Raw genomic sequence first — 17496 nt, forward strand, 5'->3', positions numbered from 1 at the left:
GTGCCACGCACGACGCCTCTGGCACGCAATGAACGCCAGTGCGAGCATGCTATACATCTGGGGAAGAATATCGGATGTATATCAATTAGGAAACCAGACAAGATGATCTCGCTTAATACGTCCGGTCTCGACGTCGAGGATCTGGCGATCAGGGGCCATGGCGGTCCCATCACGCTGAGAAGCTACCGTCTGTCTGGCAGTGGTTCGCAGAAACCTGTGGTGCTGTATTTTCACGGAGGGGCATTCAGAAGTGGGTGTCTGGAGGACGCGGACGCTCCCGCAGTGACCATTGCACGAAGTACGCCGGCCTGGGTGGTGTCCGTTGGTTACTCACTTGCGCCCGCCAAGCCGTTCCCTCACGCGCCGGAAGATGGCTATCGGGCGCTTCTGTGGGCGGCCGCGCATGCGCGTAAGTTCGCCGCGGATGCAAGCAGGGTGGGCCTCGCCGGCCACGATGCCGGCGGTAATCTGGCAACCTGTATTGCTGCGATGGCGCGAGATCGCGGCAACGTTTGCATCGGCGCACAGGTGCTTTTGGCCCCGTTACTCGATCCTGGACTGACGTGGGTATCGGAAGAACGTCATGGGCCGACCCCCGCCGAGCTGAACCTCTGGTCCAGCGGCTATCGCGCTTATCTACCCGGGCCGATGCAGCATTTGCATCCCTATGCTGCTCCGTTGGAGTCGAGCCGGCTGGCCGGCCTTCCTCCGGCGTTCATTGCGCTAGCGGGGCGTGATCCGCTGCGCCGGGAAGCGCAGTGTTACGCGAACAGGTTGAAGGGCGCGGGCGTGCTGGCGGAAGAGGTGTCCTACGCAGAAGTTTCGCACGCTGGGCTGGCAAACAATGTGGGCGTGCTGGCGGATGTCGCGGCTTTCTTCGCCAAACATCTGGAAAGTCATGCTCTGACGAGACGCAAGGCGGCATAAACGTCGAAGCCGTGCGCGGTGGACGGTCCTCCGCGATGTAGCAGAGGACCGGTATGACTAGACGTTGACGACAATCCGGCCGAGGTGCTGGTTTTTCTCCAGCACGCGGTGGGCTTCGATTATGTCATCGAACTTGAAGCGTTGGGCGATAGTCGTCTTCAGCTTTCCCTCTGCCAGCGCCTCAAGAATGAAATCAACGGCAGCCTTTTGCAGCTCAGGTGTGGTGGTGGTCGAAAACAGGTTGTAGCCGTGAATCGTGATGCGCTTGGCGAGTACCTGCAGCATCGGAAGCGGCGTGACTTCCGGGCTGAGCTCACCGTACACAAGCACTGTCCCGGCATAGGCGGTTGCTGCAATCAGCTTCGGAAAGTTGGGGCCGCCGACCGGATCGAACACGAAGTCCGCACCCTTACCGCCGGTGATGCGCATGACTTCCGCGACCAGGTCTTGCTCGTCGGTGGCGATAACGTGAGCGGCGCCGATCTCGAGCAGTTGTTCTTTCTTGACGCTGGTGCGGGTAAGCGCAATCGGGATTGCTCCGATCAGTTTCGCAATCTGGATAGCACCAATACCAACCCCACTGGAGGCGGCCGGAATCAGGACGCTGTTACCAGCGGCAACGCGGCCGCTTTCCACGAACGCTGCATATGGTGTGATGAAGACATTCCAGATCGACACAGCGTCTTCGAAGGAGAGCGGCTTCGAATGCTTGACGACCGCGTGTGCGGGTGCGAGCACCAGTTCGCCGTACATGCCGTAGTCATTCATCGAGAACGACGGCACGGTACTCACCATGTCGCCTACGGTAACGTGGGTAACATCCGCGCCGACCGTATCGACGGTGCCCGACACTTCATAGCCGAGGCGTGCTGGCAGATTGACCGGCTCGACATAGACACCGGTGCGCCACATCGATTCGGCACGATTAAGGCCGATTGCCTTGACCTTGATGCGGACTTCTCGATTGCCGGGTGTTGCGACATCAATATCTTCGAATTGAAGTACTTCGGGACCGCCGTACCGGGCGAACGAGACGATCTTTGCCATGGAATACCTCCGATACACGTGGACGTTGGGCACCGCGGAGTGCGGTGTCTCGGAGAAATTATGGGCGGCGGCAGCTCTGCGATAAATCGGTTTGCGCTGTTAATACAATTCAGCATGGCTTAACAATATGTTCATGCGGGACCGTGCGCGCGCCGTGGGAACCGCTCCGCCTTGCTCGGACCGCGCGGCACGAGCGGAATCGCGAAGTGGCTCGGTGGTGCCGACATGCCAACTCGCCCGACTTTTGAGTCGGGTCGTCGACTTAGGCGTTGGCGGGCTGGTCACGGGGTGTTAGTTGTGCCCGGCCATCTGAAAAGCGCTCGAAGCGGGGCAGACATAACATGGCGATGGCCGCACCGATCAACAACGCAATCACCCCGGTCAGCATCGAGTTGTAACTGTGCGTGGCATCGAACGACAGGCCGGCCAGCGTTGGGCCCGAGGAAGCGCCGATGGCGTAAATCGAGTAGGCAATGGCGTAGACGAATCCGTAGCGCTTCATGCCGAAGTAGCGCGACGTCATATAAGCAATCAGATCGACCTCTGCGCCGAGGGAGAGTCCGGTCAGCATCCCCGCGACAGGCGCGACGCTGACGCCAGCGAACAGCAGTAGCGTGCAACCAAGCGCTGTTCCGCAAAAGAGCACGGCGGCAACATACGGGGCGAAGAAGCGATCGATCAGATAGCCGACCACTATCCGCCCACCCAGTACGCCGAGGCCGATCAACGAGACGATTCGTGCGACGGCCGCCGCGCTCAGGCCAGCATCGTGTAGCAACGGCGTCATGTGTACCACCAGCGCCGAAACAGCTACCGCAGACGCAGCGAAAGCGAGACTCATACTCCAGAACACACCAGTGCGCAGCACTTCGGAGCGCGTAAATTCCGCGGCATGGCCACGCGGTTTCGAGGTTACCTGGGACTTGAAGCCGAAGTACACAAACGGCCATGGCACCAACGTGAACAGCGCAATGAGCTGATAGCCGGCGCGCCAGCCGTGATCTTGGATCGTCACGGAAAGCATGGAGGGCAGCACCACGGCGGCGAGCCCCATTCCCGCGAGCGAAATGCCGAGCGCGAGGCCTCGGGCAGTGTCGAAGTTGCCGTTTACCGCACGGCTATAGGCAATCGGCGTCGCTCCTCCGCCGACCAATGCGGCGACGCCATACAGTGCGTGGAAGCCGTTGATCGATCCTTCAAAGCGGCTGATCAGGAAGAGCACCAGCGAGAGCAGCGGAATGGACACCAACGCGACCGGCCGAACGCCGATGCGGTCAATCAGATAACCGAGTACTGGCGAGGTCAAGGCGAGCACCAGCGTGAGATAGAGGAAAGAGCATGAAATTTCGCCGCGCCCCCAGCCAAATTCAGACTGAAGCGGCGTGATGAAGCTGCCAAGACTGTAGAACGGGATGGTGGTGAGGCCCGAAAAGCAGCCGACGGTCGCCGCCAGCAGGACTGGCCAACTACGCCGGAATTCGGCGCGCTCGGTGGGTGAAATGATGGAACGCTTCATTGACTGTCTCCTGATCGTCTCGAACAATGATTTTTGTATGAGCCGTTGCCTGACCCACAAAATGTCGGCACTTACCCGCGCTTGGCGTAACCGCGGTTATAGCCTGGAGCCGCCATCGATTCTTAGCGTGGCGCCGGTGATCCAGCGTGCCGATTCGGAGGCAAGAAAAACCACCGCACTCTCGATGTCCTGCGGATGCGCAAGGCGCTTCAGCGCCTGTATTCCGAGAGTGAATTCGCGACCCTCAGCGGAATTCGTGAAGATCGACGGAGTGGTTTCGACGATGCCTGGCGCAATCGCATTGACGCGTACATCGCGTGGGCCGAGCTTCGCTGCGAAGTAGCGTACGAGCGCGTCAGCCGCCCCCTTGCTAGCCGCATGGGCTGGCAGTGAGCCGATCGATGTGCGCGCCGCGAGCGAGGAAATCAGTACGACGCTGGTGCCCTTGCACATCACGGGCATCAGTTGCTGCATCAAAAAGTAAGGCGCGCGCACATTGACCGCCATCAATTCGTCGAAGTCCTCGACGGTCGTGTCTTCAAGACTGCCCGCCTTCCAGATGCCTGCGTTCATCACCAGAATGTCGAGTCGATGCCCGACGATGGCGCGTACGCGGCGGGCGAGTCCGTGCAGGCCGTCTGACCGGCTCAGATCCGCACAGACCTTCTGGGCGTTGCCACCGCCGGTGCGAATCTCAGCAACCAGCGACTGCGCATCCTGATCGCTGTGCTTGTAATGAATCAGCACCTGGGCACCGGCTCGCGAAAGCGCGAGCGCGCTGGAGCGGCCAATGCTGCCGGAGGCGCCTGTTACCAACGCGGTCTTCCCCGTGAGCTTGATCATGACAAAAGGCAGGTATAGGAAGGTAACAGGCGATTTGAAAACCGGCAGCCCGCAGGGCTAAGACGCGTCGTAGCGGGGTAAGCGTCGCGGATGTGCTTGCTGCCCAATCTAGCGGAGGGCGCTCGAATTGAACAAGACTTTCGAGGCATGCGCCCATGCACGGTGAGCATGGGCGAAGCGCGGCGGCGCAGGACGATGGATGGATAGATGAAGATGGACTTCCGTACACGTTTGGTTGGCGTCCGGTTAATCACGAGCACACCCCCGGCCGTTGCAAAAGTCGCGCGTGCTGATGCCGGGACACTGTCGGACCTATCTTGCGTCCGCAGGCGTCTCGGAGTTACCTGGCGGTGCGGCCGGTTTCAGCGGATTCAGCCCGGGTTGCTGCTGAGCCGTATGACATGGAGTGCCTGCCTGACCGGCGGGATGAAATTGCCTGGAGTGCTTGCGAACGCGTTGGGATCGGCCCGTTGAACAAACCTGGTGAATTGCGCGAGGCACAGCGAGCTCAGTAGGATGCCTGCCCAATTTCCTCAATAGGTCTCGCGAGAATCATTTGTGCGAGATTCATCGGGCGACGCGTGGCACGACTTGCCGGCCCGTAGACAGCGTCACCGCGCGCGATCCTGGCGCCAGTGAGCGCGCAAACCCCTTGTGACCGCGAGATGCGCCTGACCCAAAGCTGCTCGCAATAGTTGCCAGCCCGCGAATCCCGCCATGTGATCGAAACGCTGTTCGCGCTGAAGCGCTCGACCACGGTGATGCTCGCCGTCACCGCCGGCGCAACCTTAGCCCGCTCCCCGTCGGCTACGATGCTGCGATGCACGGGACTGCTGATCGCGCCGGCACGATGCGTGCGATTGTTGAGCGCGTGATCGGGGCGGTCGACATACTCAGCCATTTTTTCGAGCCAGAAGACCATGTGCGACCACGGGTCGACGTCACCTGTCATTGCTGTTGCCGCTATTGCACTCACGATGGGTCTCCTTTCGTCGCCATCCGTCTGGTCAGCTATGGCGTAGTGTTTCATTTCGCCGCGGCGCAGATCCCGGTCGGCGTTTATGGCCAGCGGCACCTCATTCGTTGCATCGTATAGCCTCATTCGGCTGAGATAAATTGTGGCTGCTTAAACACTCCATTTAGACGAGCCCAACAATGGAGGGCGAACGGCAGCGCCAGGAGTACGGACTGGAGGCAGCAGAGCAACTGAGATTCAAGCGGTGGTCATGCATTGTTGGTGTGGTCTGAATTCTGTATCGGTGCGAATCGGATTTATCGAGGACCACAAAGCAATCAGAATTCGTCGGTGTCGCCACGGTCGTAGCAATGACCATCACCGACTACCAGGAGTACTCCGGGCGTATTGAGGCGGTGGAGCACGTGCAGGTTCGGCCGCAGGTCTCGGGTGCCATCGTCGCCATCCATTTCGAGGATGGCGCGCTGGTCAGGAAGGGCGATCCGCTCTTTATACCTTGCTGAAACGCGATCTCGCGCCGCTTGCGAGACTCGAAGCCTATTTCAACGCTTGCATTCGATCGATAAACCGTTCGGGACTAGGAAGGGTTGTCTGCTCGGCAATTTCAGCGTGGAGGCGAGCGAGCACAGCGAGAGCATCCGTCAGCGCCTGCTGGAGGTGTTTGCGCATCTCCAATCGAGCGTTTCCGCCTGTTTGCAGGAAGCTGTCGAGCGCGGAGATATCCCCGCGAATTGCGCTTGCGACGATCTGGCCGCGCTCGTGATTGCCACGATGGAGGGTGCGGCTTTGCGCATGCGTGTCGATCCCGACTGCGTGTATCTGGACAAGCTCGAAGGGCTGTTGATGCAAACCGTCAGGGGGTACGCCGGTGAGCGTGACGGCGGACGTTTCTGACCCTACGTTGCGTTAGCCGCGCGATCAAAGCGACTCGAGTAGCACTCGTGCGGCTTTCAGGTCAAGCGTTTCGAAGCCCTCGCCAAAGCGTTGGTACACGGGAGTGAGCAGATCGCGAGCGACCTTGGCTTTGCGCTCATGTTGCTTCAGCTGGGCGAGGGTGGTGGCGCAGCGCAGTTCCCATGCAAGGAAGCGACGGCTTCGCGCCCGTTCGAGCGCATCGGCGAGCATGGTTCCAGCAGCGGATCTGGCTACCGGATCAGGGCTGCCCAGCATAAGCTCGGCCTTGGCCCGTAGCAGTTCGGGAAGAGAGCATTCATCCTGTGTTTCGAGCGCGCGTTCGACGGCAGGATGAATCAGCGCTACGGCTTGTACCGTCCGGTCATGCTTCGCGAGGAGACGGGCCGTTGCGGTTAGAAACGGTGTGAGGGAAACATAGAAGCGCTTCGAGCCGATCCCGACTAGTGCCGGGTAAATCTTTTGTTCGTAAGCGCCAACGCGTCCCTCAAGTAGCTCCATGAACCCTTGCCACATTTGTGCGCGTGCATTCCAGGTGGAGATGCCGTGGCGTCTCGTTTCGATGGCCATCTGTGAGACAGCATGGTCGAGCGCGCCGTGATCTCCGGTTAGCAGCGCGAGCGTGCAGACTGCCTCGCTCAGCGCGTAACAAAGCGACACTGGGTGATCGAGCTCGCGGGCGTCATCGAGCGATTGTTGCGCGGCAAAAGTCGCTTGTTCGGGGCGGCCGAGATACCACAACGTGTGCGCAAGCGCCGCGTGCGACAGCATTTTTTCGTCATACAAGAAGCGGATACGCTGCGCGCGCGGAAGCTGCGCGCGCGAATTGGCCGCGAGTTCGAGGTTCTCGTACGCGTCATTCAGTTCGCCGCGAAAGAGGCGCGACATACCGGTCAGGCGATATGCCGCCAACCGATCGCAAGGCCATTCCGACGCCATCGCCACGGCGCTGAATTTCTGGGCGAGCGGCTCGGCCTGTGCATACTTGCCGTTAAGGTACAAACACATCCATGCTCCCCACATGGCGAGCAACTGATACGCGGCACTGCCAGTCTGGGTGGCTAATTCGAGGGCCGCTTCGAATGCGTCGCTGGTCTGTGCTGCGACCGTATGGCAGAGCAGAGACATACCCCGTGCGGAAAGTAACTTCATCGCGCGCTCGTCGGTGCATTCGCCGTTTTTTACGAGCCACTCCAGTGCCCTGTCCACGCGTGCGAGACACTCCTCCAGCAGCGCGAGCTGCATTGAAAGCGGGATGCTCGCAATCGTTAGATCAACCGCGAGGGAGGGGTCGCCCTCGGCCGAAAATGCCCATCTGATTGCCGCGCGCAGGTCCGGCAGATGTGGTGTGTAACGGGTGTTCCAGTCGAGATCGACGTGTGCCGCCGCCTGTTGCTCGGCATGCACGAAGATATCCAGGAAGTGATTCGCGTGGCGGCTGGACCATTCACGCAACGTGCCGCTGGCACGCAGTTTGTCGTACGCGTAAGCACGAGTCGTTTCGAGCAGCCTGTATTTGATCCGACCGTCGCTGGGCACCGTAGAGACGAGCGACTTGTTGACCAACTCGATGATCACGTCCATGACTGCGTGCGGCGGAATCTCCTCACTACTCGTGACCGCTTGCGCGGACTCGAGGCTGAACGGGCCGGCGAACAGGCTCAGCCGGTTTAGCGCCGTGCGTTGCGTTTCGGCTAGCAGGCTGTAGCTCCAGTCGAGCGTAGCGCGCAGCGTCTGCTGGCGCGGAAGTGCGGTGCGTGCTCCCTGCGTGAGCAGTTGGAAGCGGTCGTCGAGGCGGTCGGCCACACCTTGCAAGCCGACCACCGGCACGCACGCGGCCGCCAGTTCGATCGCGAGCGGGATGCCGTCGAGCTGGCGGCAGATGCGGACTTTGAGCGGCAAAGCACTGGTGGACTTGCCGGAGCACAGTATGTCCGTGCCGATGCGTTCCTCGAAAAGCCGGATTGCACCGAATTCGCGCGGGTCGTCGACGCTGTCGTCGGGCGGCACCTCCAGCGAGGGCACCCGGTAGACGTACTCGCCGCCAACCCGCAGTGGTTCGCGGCTCGTGGCGAGGATCGTCGCGCGCGGCGCGACTCGCAGCAGCGTTTCGGTAATCTGTGCAGCGCTCTCAATCAAATGCTCGCAGTTATCGAGCACCAGCAGCAAATGGCGGCTGTATAGACTCGCTGCCATCCGGTCGAGTGAAGGCGTTCCGTCGCCAGGCGGGAACCCTAATGCCACGGCAAGGGTGGTGGACAAATAATCAGCGGAGGCGGCCGCCGCCAGTTCGGCGAGGTAGACGCCGTCGGTAAAGTGCGGTGCAAGTTGCCGGGCGGCTTCCACGGCAAGCCGTGTCTTGCCGACGCCGCCGGAACCTACTAGCGTAATGAGCCTACGCGAAAGCGCGACTTCGGCCACCTCGTGCAAGGCTTTTTCGCGTCCGATGATGGGCGAGATGTTCGCCGGGAGCCGCACCCCGTGCAACACCGGGGCCAGTGCGGGCGCTGTCGGCAAAGCGTTAGTCGTGGATCCTTTGGGGTTCACTTCGCCGATGAACTGATAGCCTCGCCCAGCTACTGTGCGTATGGCGACGCGATCTTCCCCAAGCATGCGACGCAGCACGGAGACTTGTCCTTCAAGGGTGTTTTCCTCGATGATGCGGTTCTGCCACACCAGCGAAATAAGCTGATCTTTGCTGAGGATCGAGCCGCGCGCTTCGACCAGGGCGAGCAGTAAATCGAACGCACGGCCGCCAATTTCCACCTTGACGCCGTTATGCGTCAGCTCACGCCGGCGGGGAACGACGACCGTCGCGCCAAACGAAAAATCGTCGATTTGCAGCGTTCGCGTTTCCATCGCAGACCTTACGGGCGATTGATGAGGAAGAGCCAAGATTACCTGGCGAGTATCGCACAACGTGCAAGATTGCTACTAACTGCTGATGCGCGGCGACAGGAAGCACGACAGTAAGCTGCGCGCCTGGAGAAACGCGCGAGCGTGCGCAATAGGCGGCCGCCGAGCCACACATTGTTGGCGTGGTCTGAGCAGAGTGTTTGTTTTCACCGCATCGATTTACCGCTGGCGGTTCACTAAAGTGGAACTAAGTGGCTCCGCCGGGGCCGGGCAGTACAAATCAATCGAGGCCACCCATATGCCGTTGCTACGCTTTGATGTTGTGAAAGGCCGAACCGACGCTGAACTAAAAGCGATGCTGGACGCTTCTCATCGCGCAGTGTTGTCGGCGTTTAACGTGCCGGCGCGCGACCGCTATCAGATCGTGCACGAACACGAGGCTTCCCGAATGATGGTCGAAGACACCGGCCTCGGATTCGACCGATCTTCGAAGGTTGTGATCGTCAGCGTGACGAGCAGGCCGCGCAGCGAAATGTCCAAGCGCCAGTTTTACGCCGATTTGTGCCGCGAGCTAGCCGGTCATGCCGGCATTGAGCCGAGTGACGTGGTGGTCACCTTTACGATCAATTCGGATACTGACTGGTCCTTCGGCGGCGGCAAAGCGCAGTTTTTGACCGGCGAGCTTTAGCCGTTTCCGAGTCGGCGATCGTGCGCAATCCCATACTTACGCTGGATCGGTACGCGCGCACGCTGATTCGTTCAGTCTGCGAGAAATGCGAAGAGGTCGGCGTTGATCTGTTTGGGCGCAGTTGCGCACAGGCCGTGCGAGCCACCCGGATAAATCTTAACGATCGAATTGCGCACGATTTTCGTCGCGACCAGCGCAGAGTTCGCGATCGGGACGATCTGATCGTCGTTGCCGTGGATGAACAGCGTCGGCACGTCGAAGCTCTTTAAATCTTCAGTAAAGTCAGTCTCGGAGAAAGCGCTGATGCACTCGTACTCGGCATGAATGGAGCCCAGCATGGCGGCATGCCAGAACGAATCGATCACTGCCTGCGCGCGATGCACCCCAGGTCGGTTGTACCCAAAGAACGGCAACGCCAGATCCATGAAGAACTCCGCGCGGCGCGTCGCGGTGTTTTCCCGCATGGTGTCGAATACACCCAGCGGTAAGCCACCCGGATTCGCCGCTGTCCGCACCATGAGCGGCGGCACCGCGCCGATCAGGATCACCTTCGAGACGCGTTCGGTGCCGTTTCGGCCTATATAACGGGCCACTTCGCCGCCGCCGGCCGAGTGACCGACTAGCGTCGCCTCCTTAAGGTCCAGCGTGTCGAGCAGTGTCGCGAGGTCATCGGCATAGGTGTCCATCTCATGCCCCTGCAATGGCTGGTCTGAACGGCCATGGCCGCGGCGATCATGGGCAATTACACGGTAGCCGTGATGAAGCATGTACAGCATTTGCGCGTCCCAGGCATCCGCGTTCAGCGGCCAGCCGTGGGAGAACACAACCGGTGCGCCGACGCCCCAGTCCTTGTAGGAAATTTGGGTGCCGTCTTTCATCCTCAAATATTTCATAGTGCGGGCTCGGTGATATCCCGATACGGTCGCCAGCCTCAATGACTGGTCCACTGAGTGGCTCAAGCGCAAGGTCTCAAATCGCCTCTTCGGCCATGCGTGCGTTCTCGCGCCCGGGGGAAACCGGAAATTCGAAGTTGGCATGACAGGGCGGGTGGCGTCCCGCAGGTCGAGTTCCGGGGTTTGACAGCAGCGCGCTCCCGGCAAAGAGTTTGGCGACCCAGTCGACAAAGACACGCACCGTCAACGACAGGTGGCGATTGTGCGGATAGATCGTGGAAATGGGCAGCGGTAGGGGTTTCCACTGCGGCAGGATTTCAACCAGACGGCCGGTTTTCAAGTGTGGCAGGGCCATAAAGCGTGCGGCCTGGATGATACCGATGCCATCAAGACCGCTTTCCAGGTAGGCCTCCGCATCATTTACCGCCATGTTGCCTTTCATCCTTACCTCAATGGCCTGACCGTTTACTTCGAATGTCAGGCTCATGATTCGCCCCGTACGGCTCGAAAAATAGTTGGTGGCGACATGGTCGTTGAGTTGCTCGATCGTCGCCGGCGTACCATAGCGTTGCAGATAGATGGGGCTTGCGACGGTAATAGCCTGATAAATGCCGACTCTTCGCGCGACAAGACTTGAATCCTCCAGGGCACCGACGCGTACTGCACAATCGACGCCCTCCTGAATCAGGTCGACCAGTCTGTCGCCGAAGCCGAGCATCAGGTCGATCTCCGGATACGAGGCGTAAAACTCGTGAATCTTCGGCATGACAATAATGCGGCCGAGGGCTCCGGGCATGTCGACGCGAAGTTTGCCTCGGGCCGCGCGGTTCTGGTCGTTGAAGGAGCCTTCCGTTTCTTCGATGTCTGCCAGGATACGGATGCAGCGTTCGTAATATCCAGCGCCGTCCGGTGTGAGGTTGACGCGCCGGGTCGTGCGTTGCAGCAGACGTGCCTTCAGATGCTCTTCGAGTTGCTGTATGGTCACCGTGACGGACGCACGTGGCAAACCGAGCGTGTCTGCGGCGCGCGTGAAGCTGCTCGTCTCGACGACGCGAGTGAATACCTTCATGGCATGCAATCGATCCATTTCGCTTCCCCTCAACGCTCGCTTTGAAATCCCAGCTGCCGGCCCGATTGCTCGAATGAGTGACGTTAGGCTAGCGCGGTGCGACGGTCCGGTCCTGTAATAAACCTGATACGACCTGAGACGACCTGCGGCCGCCTTGAGCGCCGCCGTCCGGGCAAGGGAAAGCATTGGCCAGACCCGGGGAGAGTTAAGGGAAACAGTGATGTCGTAGAAGAATCGATGCGTCGGCGAACTGGTGCATTCGCATCAACTTCTGCGCATCGCGCGATGCCTGCCACCAAAATGGACCCATGAGGTCGGTCCGGATCAAACGGCTTGTCCTTTTCGATGCCCAGGGACTTGATCTGGTCAATCATCACGCGATCACGTTCGAACTTGGGATAGGGGCCCGGTGGAGGGACGCGGGTGGCGCGGTGACCCGCCCGGTCCACATCGGCAGAAGAGGGCGCTGATGGTTCAGACGGCCAACTGTCCTCACAGGGTGCACCATGACGATTGCCTCAGGCACGGTTAATCATCAACCACCATGCAGAGACGCGGACTGCTGCTTACCTATGGCAATCGTTGTGCGGAACTACATCTCCTCAGCGGTTCGGCCGGATTTGTGCCGATGGCGCGGCTGTCGGCAGGGTAGCCGCTACAGGTGCTGGCGGCAGCAACGGCACGGAGTGATCTGGCAACGCCTGGACCTCGGCCAGCCGGCCTGGTAGCATCAGTGCGAGATTTCCCGTCACCGACATACTCATGTTGGATGTGTGCGGCTGGTCGACCGGTTCGACGGACTGGTGGAACATCCGGCTAGTCGTGGCTAGTCGCGCGCGCCACGGCCTCCGTCTTTCGTGAAAACACGCCCAGACCCGATGGCGCACTTTGCTGCGCAGACTGAGCGACACCGGTCCCGTTGCTGGACCGGGCGAAGTCGATAGCCGCCTGATCAAGGAGAGGGACGCTTTCGCTACAGCGCGCGTTGCAACCGCGCTGCCACGTTCCTTAGAACAGGCAGGAATTTCTGCTCCAGCGTTTCCACGCTAACCCGTCCGGAAAATACACTCACGCTGAGCGCGGCCTCGATCTCGCCGCTGCGATTTCTCACCGGCACCGCCATCGCGGACATACCGATCTCCAACTCCTCATTGCTGATCGCATAGCCTTCTTCCGCCGCACGCCTGACGGCCTGCAAGACCGCAGCCGGCGTTGCGAGCGTGCGCGCCGTCAGCCGTTTCATCGGCGTGGCGTCGAGATGCCGGTTGATTTCTTCTTCCGTCAAATCTGATAGCAGGACGCGGCCGGTTGCGGAGCAATACGCGGGCAATCGGCCGCCGAGCTTCACCCCCGTCGAGACGATTCTGATCGCTTCCGCGCGCGCGATGAACACCGAGTAACCCTCGTCCATGACCGCCAGCGAAACCGACTCTTGCAGTTCGTCGCGCGCGTTCGCGAGAAGCGGCTGCGCGATTTGCGTCAACGAAGACGTGCTGAGGTACGCGCTGCCCAGTCTGAGCATGCGCGGCAGCGGCGTAAAAAACTTGCCGTCGTGCGCGAGATAGCCGAGATCGACCAACGTCAGCAGGCACCGGCGCGCGGCGGGCCGGCTCAGATCCGCAAGATGCGCCGCATCCGAAACGGTCATCCGCGTGGTCGATGCGCCGAACGCCTCGATGATCGCAAGCCCCTTGGCGAGGCCCGCCATGCCTTCCTTGGCGCGCACCCGTCCGCCCGATTCGATGCCGTCTTCGGGCGATGGCGCGTCTTCCTGCTCGTTGACAGGTTCTTTGACTGATGTCATATTTAATTGCAATATCGAACAACGTACGGTATTCGAACACATTAGGCCGAACCTGTCAACTTCCGTGGCACCCCAAGGATTGTCTTCAATCCCGGCCGGCCACGTTTAACGGTCCGCGCAACACATGGAGCAAGCAACTTGAACATCATCCCCATCAAGCCGGCGCGGCGCGCCAGCATCGCCTGGCCGTCCGAAGGCCTCACGCGCGTGCCCTACACGCTGTTTCAGGATGAAGACGTCTACGCCGACGAGCAGGACGCGATTTTCCGGGGCCCGAACTGGAGCTACCTGTGTCTCGAAGCGGAGCTGGTGAACGCGGGCGACTTCCGTAGCAGCTTCATCGGAGATACACCGGTGGTGGTCACGCGCGATACCGACGGCGAACTCTATGCGTTCGAGAATCGCTGCGCGCATCGCGGTGCGATGGTGTGCCTGGAAGACCAGGGCAACGCGAAGGATTTCAGCTGCGTCTATCACGCGTGGACTTACAACCTGCAAGGCGATCTGCTCGGGGTCGCGTTCAAGGACGGCATTGGCGGTAAGGGCGGCATGAAGCCGGACTTCTGCGAGGGCGACCACGGCTTGCGCAAGCTGCGGGTCGCGACGCTGCACGGCCTCGTATTCGGCAGTTTTTCAGACGACGTTCCCCCGCTCGATGAATATCTCGGCGAGGAAATCGTCGAGCGCATTGGACGCGTGCTCGAAGGCCGCACGCCGGTCGTGCTCGGCCGCTTCACGCAGATGCTGCCGAATAACTGGAAGCTTTACTTCGAGAACGTCAAGGACTCGTACCACGCGAGCATCCTGCATCTGTTCTTCACGACGTTCCAGCTGAACCGCTTGTCTCAGCGTGGCGGCATCATCGTCGATCCGAGTGGTGGCCATCACGTCAGTTATTCCGCTGTCGACCATGCTGCGGAGGCGGAGACGGAGGCGGCGGCACAGGCAAAAGCCGCCAGCGATTACGCGGATCAGAAGATCCGCTCCGAAAGCGAGCACCGGCTCGAAGACACCTCGGTGCTCGCGGGCAGGGATGAATTCGGCGACGGCGTCACGCTGCAGATTCTTTCGGTGTTTCCCGGCTTTGTGCTCCAGCAGATCCAGAACGCCATCGCGGTGCGCCAGATTTTGCCGCGCGGCACGCAGCAGACCGAACTGAACTGGACCTACCTCGGCTTCGAAGACGATACCCCGGAGTTGCGTGAAATGCGTCTGCGGCAAGCGAACCTCGTGGGACCGGCCGGTTATGTGTCGATGGAAGACGGATGCGTCGGCGGTTTTGTGCAGCGAGGCATCGATGGCGCAAGCGACAGCCGCTCGGTCATCGAGATGGGCGGCGATAGCGCTGAAAGCAGCGAAAGCCGCGTGACGGAAGCGTCGATTCGCGGCTTCTGGAAGGCCTACCGCAACGCAATGGGGTACTAGAAATGGCGCAAGACATCCATCAACTGATCGCTCGCGCGCAAGCCGAATACGTACGCTGCATCGACGACGGCGACCTCTCGCAGTGGCCGGCGTTCTTTACCGAAGCATGCATCTACAAGGTCACGACCGCCGACAACTACAAGCGCGGCCTTGCGGGCAGCATGATCTACGCGGCCTCGCGCGGCATGCTGATCGACCGCGTCGCTTCGCTGCGCGACGCCAACATCTATGAGCGCCACGGTTACCGGCATCTGCTTGGACAGCCTTACGTGGTGAGCGAAAACGAACAGGAAGTGCGTAGCGAAACCTCCTTCATGGTGGCGCGCATCATGCGCGACGGCACGACAACGCTGTTTGCCACTGGCCGCTACTGCGACGCGTACATCGTCGAAGAGGGTTGCGTGAAGCTGCGCGAACGGATCGTCGTATGCGACAGTTCGCGCATCGACACGCTGCTGGCATTGCCGCTATGAAACAGGCAATGAACCACTCCATGACCATTGCGCTGGCGATCGGCGACCCGAACGGTATCGGCCCGGAAATCGCGGTGAAGGCAGCGGCGCACAGCGCGCGCGACGTGGCCGATGCCGGGCCGTGGCGGCGTCTTGTTCTGTTCGGCGATGCCTTCGTCATTCGCTGGTATGCGCAGCGCTGCTGTCGCGGAATGACCCTTCGCGAAGTGCGGGCGGACGATTTGCCGGCGGCCGAACCCGGCGCGATCGACATTGTCGACGTCGCGTCACTGCCTGCCGGAGCATTCGTGCCGGGTGAAGTTGCGGCCGCGGCCGGAACCGCGACGCTCGCCTATGTCGGCGCCGCGCTCGCTGCCGCGCGTGCGGGTAACGTCGACGCAGTAATCGCGTGTCCGCATTCGGAAACGGCGATCAATGCAAGCGGCGTGCGCTTCGCCGGTTATCCGGGCTTCGTTGCTCAGCAGATGGGCGTGCTGGCTGATGACGTGTATCTGCTGCTGATCGGCGGCGGCCTGCGCATCGTCCATGCGACCTTGCACGAAGGCATCGCATCGGCGCTCGCGCGGCTCGACCAGCGTCACGTCGTACGCGCCGCCCGAGCTGCCGCGCAAACGCTGCAATTGATGGGTATCGAGCGTCCGGTGGTCGGGGTGATGGGCATTAATCCGCATGCGGGTGAAGGCGGACTTTTCGGCCACGAGGACATCGACATCACCGAGCCGGCGGCGCGGCAGTTGCGCGACGAGGGCATTGCCGTGATCGGACCGCAAGGCGCGGATCTGTTGCTGACGAATCCCGATATCGACGTGTTCGTCGCGATGTATCACGACCAGGGGCACATTCCCGTGAAGCTGCGCGCAGGCCGCCACAGTGCGGCGCTGTCGATCGGCGCGGGCGTGATGTTCTCGAGCGTCGGCCACGGCAGCGGCTTCGACATTGCCGGCACGCTGCGCGCCGACGCCGCGCCACTGCTAGGCGCGCTGCGTCTCGTGACGACGGGGACTGTGCTCCCCGCACGGGCTGGGTGAAACGTCTTAACCGCTTATCGAGGTCACATTTTGGATTACCAGATTTCCATCGCGGGAAGCGATGTCGCGTTCCGCTGCGCGGCGGGCGAAACCCTGCTCGACGCCGCCGAACGCTCGGGCTACAGCGTGCCGTACTCGTGTCGAAAAGGCGTGTGTTCAACCTGCGAGGGCGGCGTGGTGGCCGGCGCAGGCAGCTCGTCCGTGCAGGGCGAGGTGGCAGGACCGGCCGAACGTGTGCTGATGTGCTGCTTGCGGCCCTCGTCGGATATGACGATCGCGCCGCGCAAGATCGAAAAGCGTGAGCCGGTCATGCGCAAGACGCTCGACATGTCGGTGTATCGCGTCACGCAACCGGCCGCCGACGTCAGTGTCGTGCAGTTGCGCCTGCCCACCGGCGTGCGTGCGAAGTTTCGCGCCGGGCAGTATCTGCAGATCGAACTCGAAGACGGCAGCCGCCGTAATTATTCGATGGCGAATCCGCCTCACGAAAGCGACACCGTGCAGCTTCACGTGCGCCACGTGCCGGGCGGCAGATTTTCCGGCAGTGTGCTGCGCGGACTCGAGAAAGGACAGAAGCTGCGTGTCGAATTGCCATTCGGCGAGTTCACGCTACAGGATGAGTCGACGAGTCCCGCGATTCTGCTGGCAACCGGCACGGGCTTCGCGCCCGTCAAGTCGATCATCGAGGACGCGATCAAACGCAAGCTCGGCCGTGCGATTCATCTGTATTGGGGCGCGCGTCGTCAGGAAGACCTGTACCTGTTCGAGCTGGCGCACAAGTGGCACGCAAGCGGCAAGCTGACATTCGTGCCGGTGCTGTCCGAGCCGCACGATAGTTGGACCGGCCGTCGTGGATTCGTGCACGAGACGGTACTGGAAGATTTCGGCTCGCTCGCCGGCTATCAGGTCTATGCGTGCGGCAACCCGGCTATGACGAATAACGCGCATCGCACCTTCGTCGAAGCCGGCTTGCCCGACGAAGACTTCTTTAGCGACGCTTTCGTGCACACCGATATCCGTCCTTAGAAGACGCGACGCT

Annotated in this window: 15 protein-coding genes and 1 pseudogene; 8 read left to right on the top strand and 8 right to left on the bottom strand. The window is 61.0% G+C overall.

Annotated elements, in window-relative coordinates; genetic code table 11:
- The first annotated feature begins 102 nt into the window (after positions 1-102).
- Positions 103-927 carry an alpha/beta hydrolase gene (locus PQR53_RS29920; RefSeq protein ID WP_408462228.1) on the top strand — a complete coding sequence of 275 codons (825 nt, stop codon included), beginning with the start codon at positions 103-105 and terminating at the stop codon, positions 925-927.
- Between the two features lie 57 nt (positions 928-984).
- On the opposite strand, the gene PQR53_RS29925 is transcribed toward PQR53_RS29920, so the two are convergent.
- From PQR53_RS29925 to PQR53_RS29940, 4 genes are all read right to left on the bottom strand, one after another.
- The gene (locus tag PQR53_RS29925; RefSeq protein ID WP_408462231.1) at positions 985-1974 is read right to left on the bottom strand and encodes a zinc-dependent alcohol dehydrogenase family protein; all 990 of its coding nucleotides are present in this window, start codon (positions 1972-1974) and stop codon (positions 985-987) included.
- 262 nt (positions 1975-2236) lie between these two features.
- Complete coding sequence (locus PQR53_RS29930) at positions 2237-3490, bottom strand: MFS transporter (protein ID WP_408462234.1); 1254 nt, start codon at positions 3488-3490, stop codon at positions 2237-2239.
- Between the two features lie 96 nt (positions 3491-3586).
- Positions 3587-4333 (bottom strand): SDR family NAD(P)-dependent oxidoreductase, encoded by a 747-nt coding sequence (locus tag PQR53_RS29935; protein WP_408462237.1) that lies wholly within the window; start codon positions 4331-4333, stop codon positions 3587-3589.
- Positions 4334-4841: 508 nt separating this feature from the next.
- Complete coding sequence (locus PQR53_RS29940; protein ID WP_408462240.1) at positions 4842-5309, bottom strand: DUF3331 domain-containing protein; 468 nt, start codon at positions 5307-5309, stop codon at positions 4842-4844.
- A gap of 326 nt (positions 5310-5635) precedes the next feature.
- On the opposite strand from PQR53_RS29940, the pseudogene PQR53_RS29945 reads away from it, so the two are divergent.
- Both PQR53_RS29945 and PQR53_RS29950 read left to right on the top strand, forming a co-directional pair.
- Positions 5636-5803 (top strand): annotated as a pseudogene (locus tag PQR53_RS29945) (efflux transporter periplasmic adaptor subunit); the annotation flags it as partial.
- 55 nt (positions 5804-5858) lie between these two features.
- Positions 5859-6203 (top strand): TetR family transcriptional regulator C-terminal domain-containing protein, encoded by a 345-nt coding sequence (locus PQR53_RS29950; protein ID WP_408462243.1) that lies wholly within the window; start codon positions 5859-5861, stop codon positions 6201-6203.
- A 24-nt stretch (positions 6204-6227) separates the two neighbouring features.
- Here the strand turns inward: PQR53_RS29950 and PQR53_RS29955 are convergent, their stop codons facing one another.
- Positions 6228-9080, bottom strand: a complete 2853-nt coding sequence (locus PQR53_RS29955) for an ATP-binding protein (protein ID WP_408462246.1) — start codon at positions 9078-9080, stop codon at positions 6228-6230.
- 193 nt (positions 9081-9273) lie between these two features.
- Between PQR53_RS29955 and PQR53_RS29960 the strand changes: the two genes are divergently transcribed.
- Positions 9274-9765 carry a tautomerase family protein gene (locus tag PQR53_RS29960; protein WP_408462249.1) on the top strand — a complete coding sequence of 164 codons (492 nt, stop codon included), beginning with the start codon at positions 9274-9276 and terminating at the stop codon, positions 9763-9765.
- A 71-nt stretch (positions 9766-9836) separates the two neighbouring features.
- On the opposite strand, the gene PQR53_RS29965 is transcribed toward PQR53_RS29960, so the two are convergent.
- The 3 genes from PQR53_RS29965 to PQR53_RS29975 all read right to left on the bottom strand — a co-directional run bounded on the left by PQR53_RS29965 (position 9837) and on the right by PQR53_RS29975 (position 13531).
- The gene (locus PQR53_RS29965) at positions 9837-10658 is read right to left on the bottom strand and encodes an alpha/beta fold hydrolase (protein WP_408462425.1); all 822 of its coding nucleotides are present in this window, start codon (positions 10656-10658) and stop codon (positions 9837-9839) included.
- Positions 10659-10734: 76 nt separating this feature from the next.
- On the bottom strand, positions 10735-11745 hold the full coding sequence (locus PQR53_RS29970; RefSeq protein WP_408462251.1) for a LysR family transcriptional regulator: 1011 nt from the start codon (positions 11743-11745) through the stop codon (positions 10735-10737).
- Positions 11746-12700: 955 nt separating this feature from the next.
- On the bottom strand, positions 12701-13531 hold the full coding sequence (locus PQR53_RS29975) for an IclR family transcriptional regulator domain-containing protein (protein WP_408462254.1): 831 nt from the start codon (positions 13529-13531) through the stop codon (positions 12701-12703).
- Positions 13532-13669: 138 nt separating this feature from the next.
- On the opposite strand from PQR53_RS29975, the gene PQR53_RS29980 reads away from it, so the two are divergent.
- The 4 genes from PQR53_RS29980 to PQR53_RS29995 are packed head-to-tail and all read left to right on the top strand — an operon-like array spanning position 13670 to position 17483.
- The gene (locus tag PQR53_RS29980) at positions 13670-14956 is read left to right on the top strand and encodes an aromatic ring-hydroxylating dioxygenase subunit alpha (protein WP_408462257.1); all 1287 of its coding nucleotides are present in this window, start codon (positions 13670-13672) and stop codon (positions 14954-14956) included.
- A 2-nt stretch (positions 14957-14958) separates the two neighbouring features.
- Positions 14959-15429 carry an aromatic-ring-hydroxylating dioxygenase subunit beta gene (locus PQR53_RS29985; RefSeq protein ID WP_408462260.1) on the top strand — a complete coding sequence of 157 codons (471 nt, stop codon included), beginning with the start codon at positions 14959-14961 and terminating at the stop codon, positions 15427-15429.
- Between the two features lie 8 nt (positions 15430-15437).
- Positions 15438-16457 (top strand): PdxA family dehydrogenase, encoded by a 1020-nt coding sequence (locus PQR53_RS29990; protein WP_408462263.1) that lies wholly within the window; start codon positions 15438-15440, stop codon positions 16455-16457.
- A 30-nt stretch (positions 16458-16487) separates the two neighbouring features.
- Positions 16488-17483 (top strand): 2Fe-2S iron-sulfur cluster-binding protein, encoded by a 996-nt coding sequence (locus tag PQR53_RS29995; RefSeq protein WP_408462266.1) that lies wholly within the window; start codon positions 16488-16490, stop codon positions 17481-17483.
- The last annotated feature ends 13 nt before the right edge of the window (positions 17484-17496 follow it).

Source organism: Paraburkholderia fungorum, assembly GCF_046027605.1.
In the GTDB taxonomy this organism is placed as follows: domain Bacteria; phylum Pseudomonadota; class Gammaproteobacteria; order Burkholderiales; family Burkholderiaceae; genus Paraburkholderia; species Paraburkholderia fungorum_F.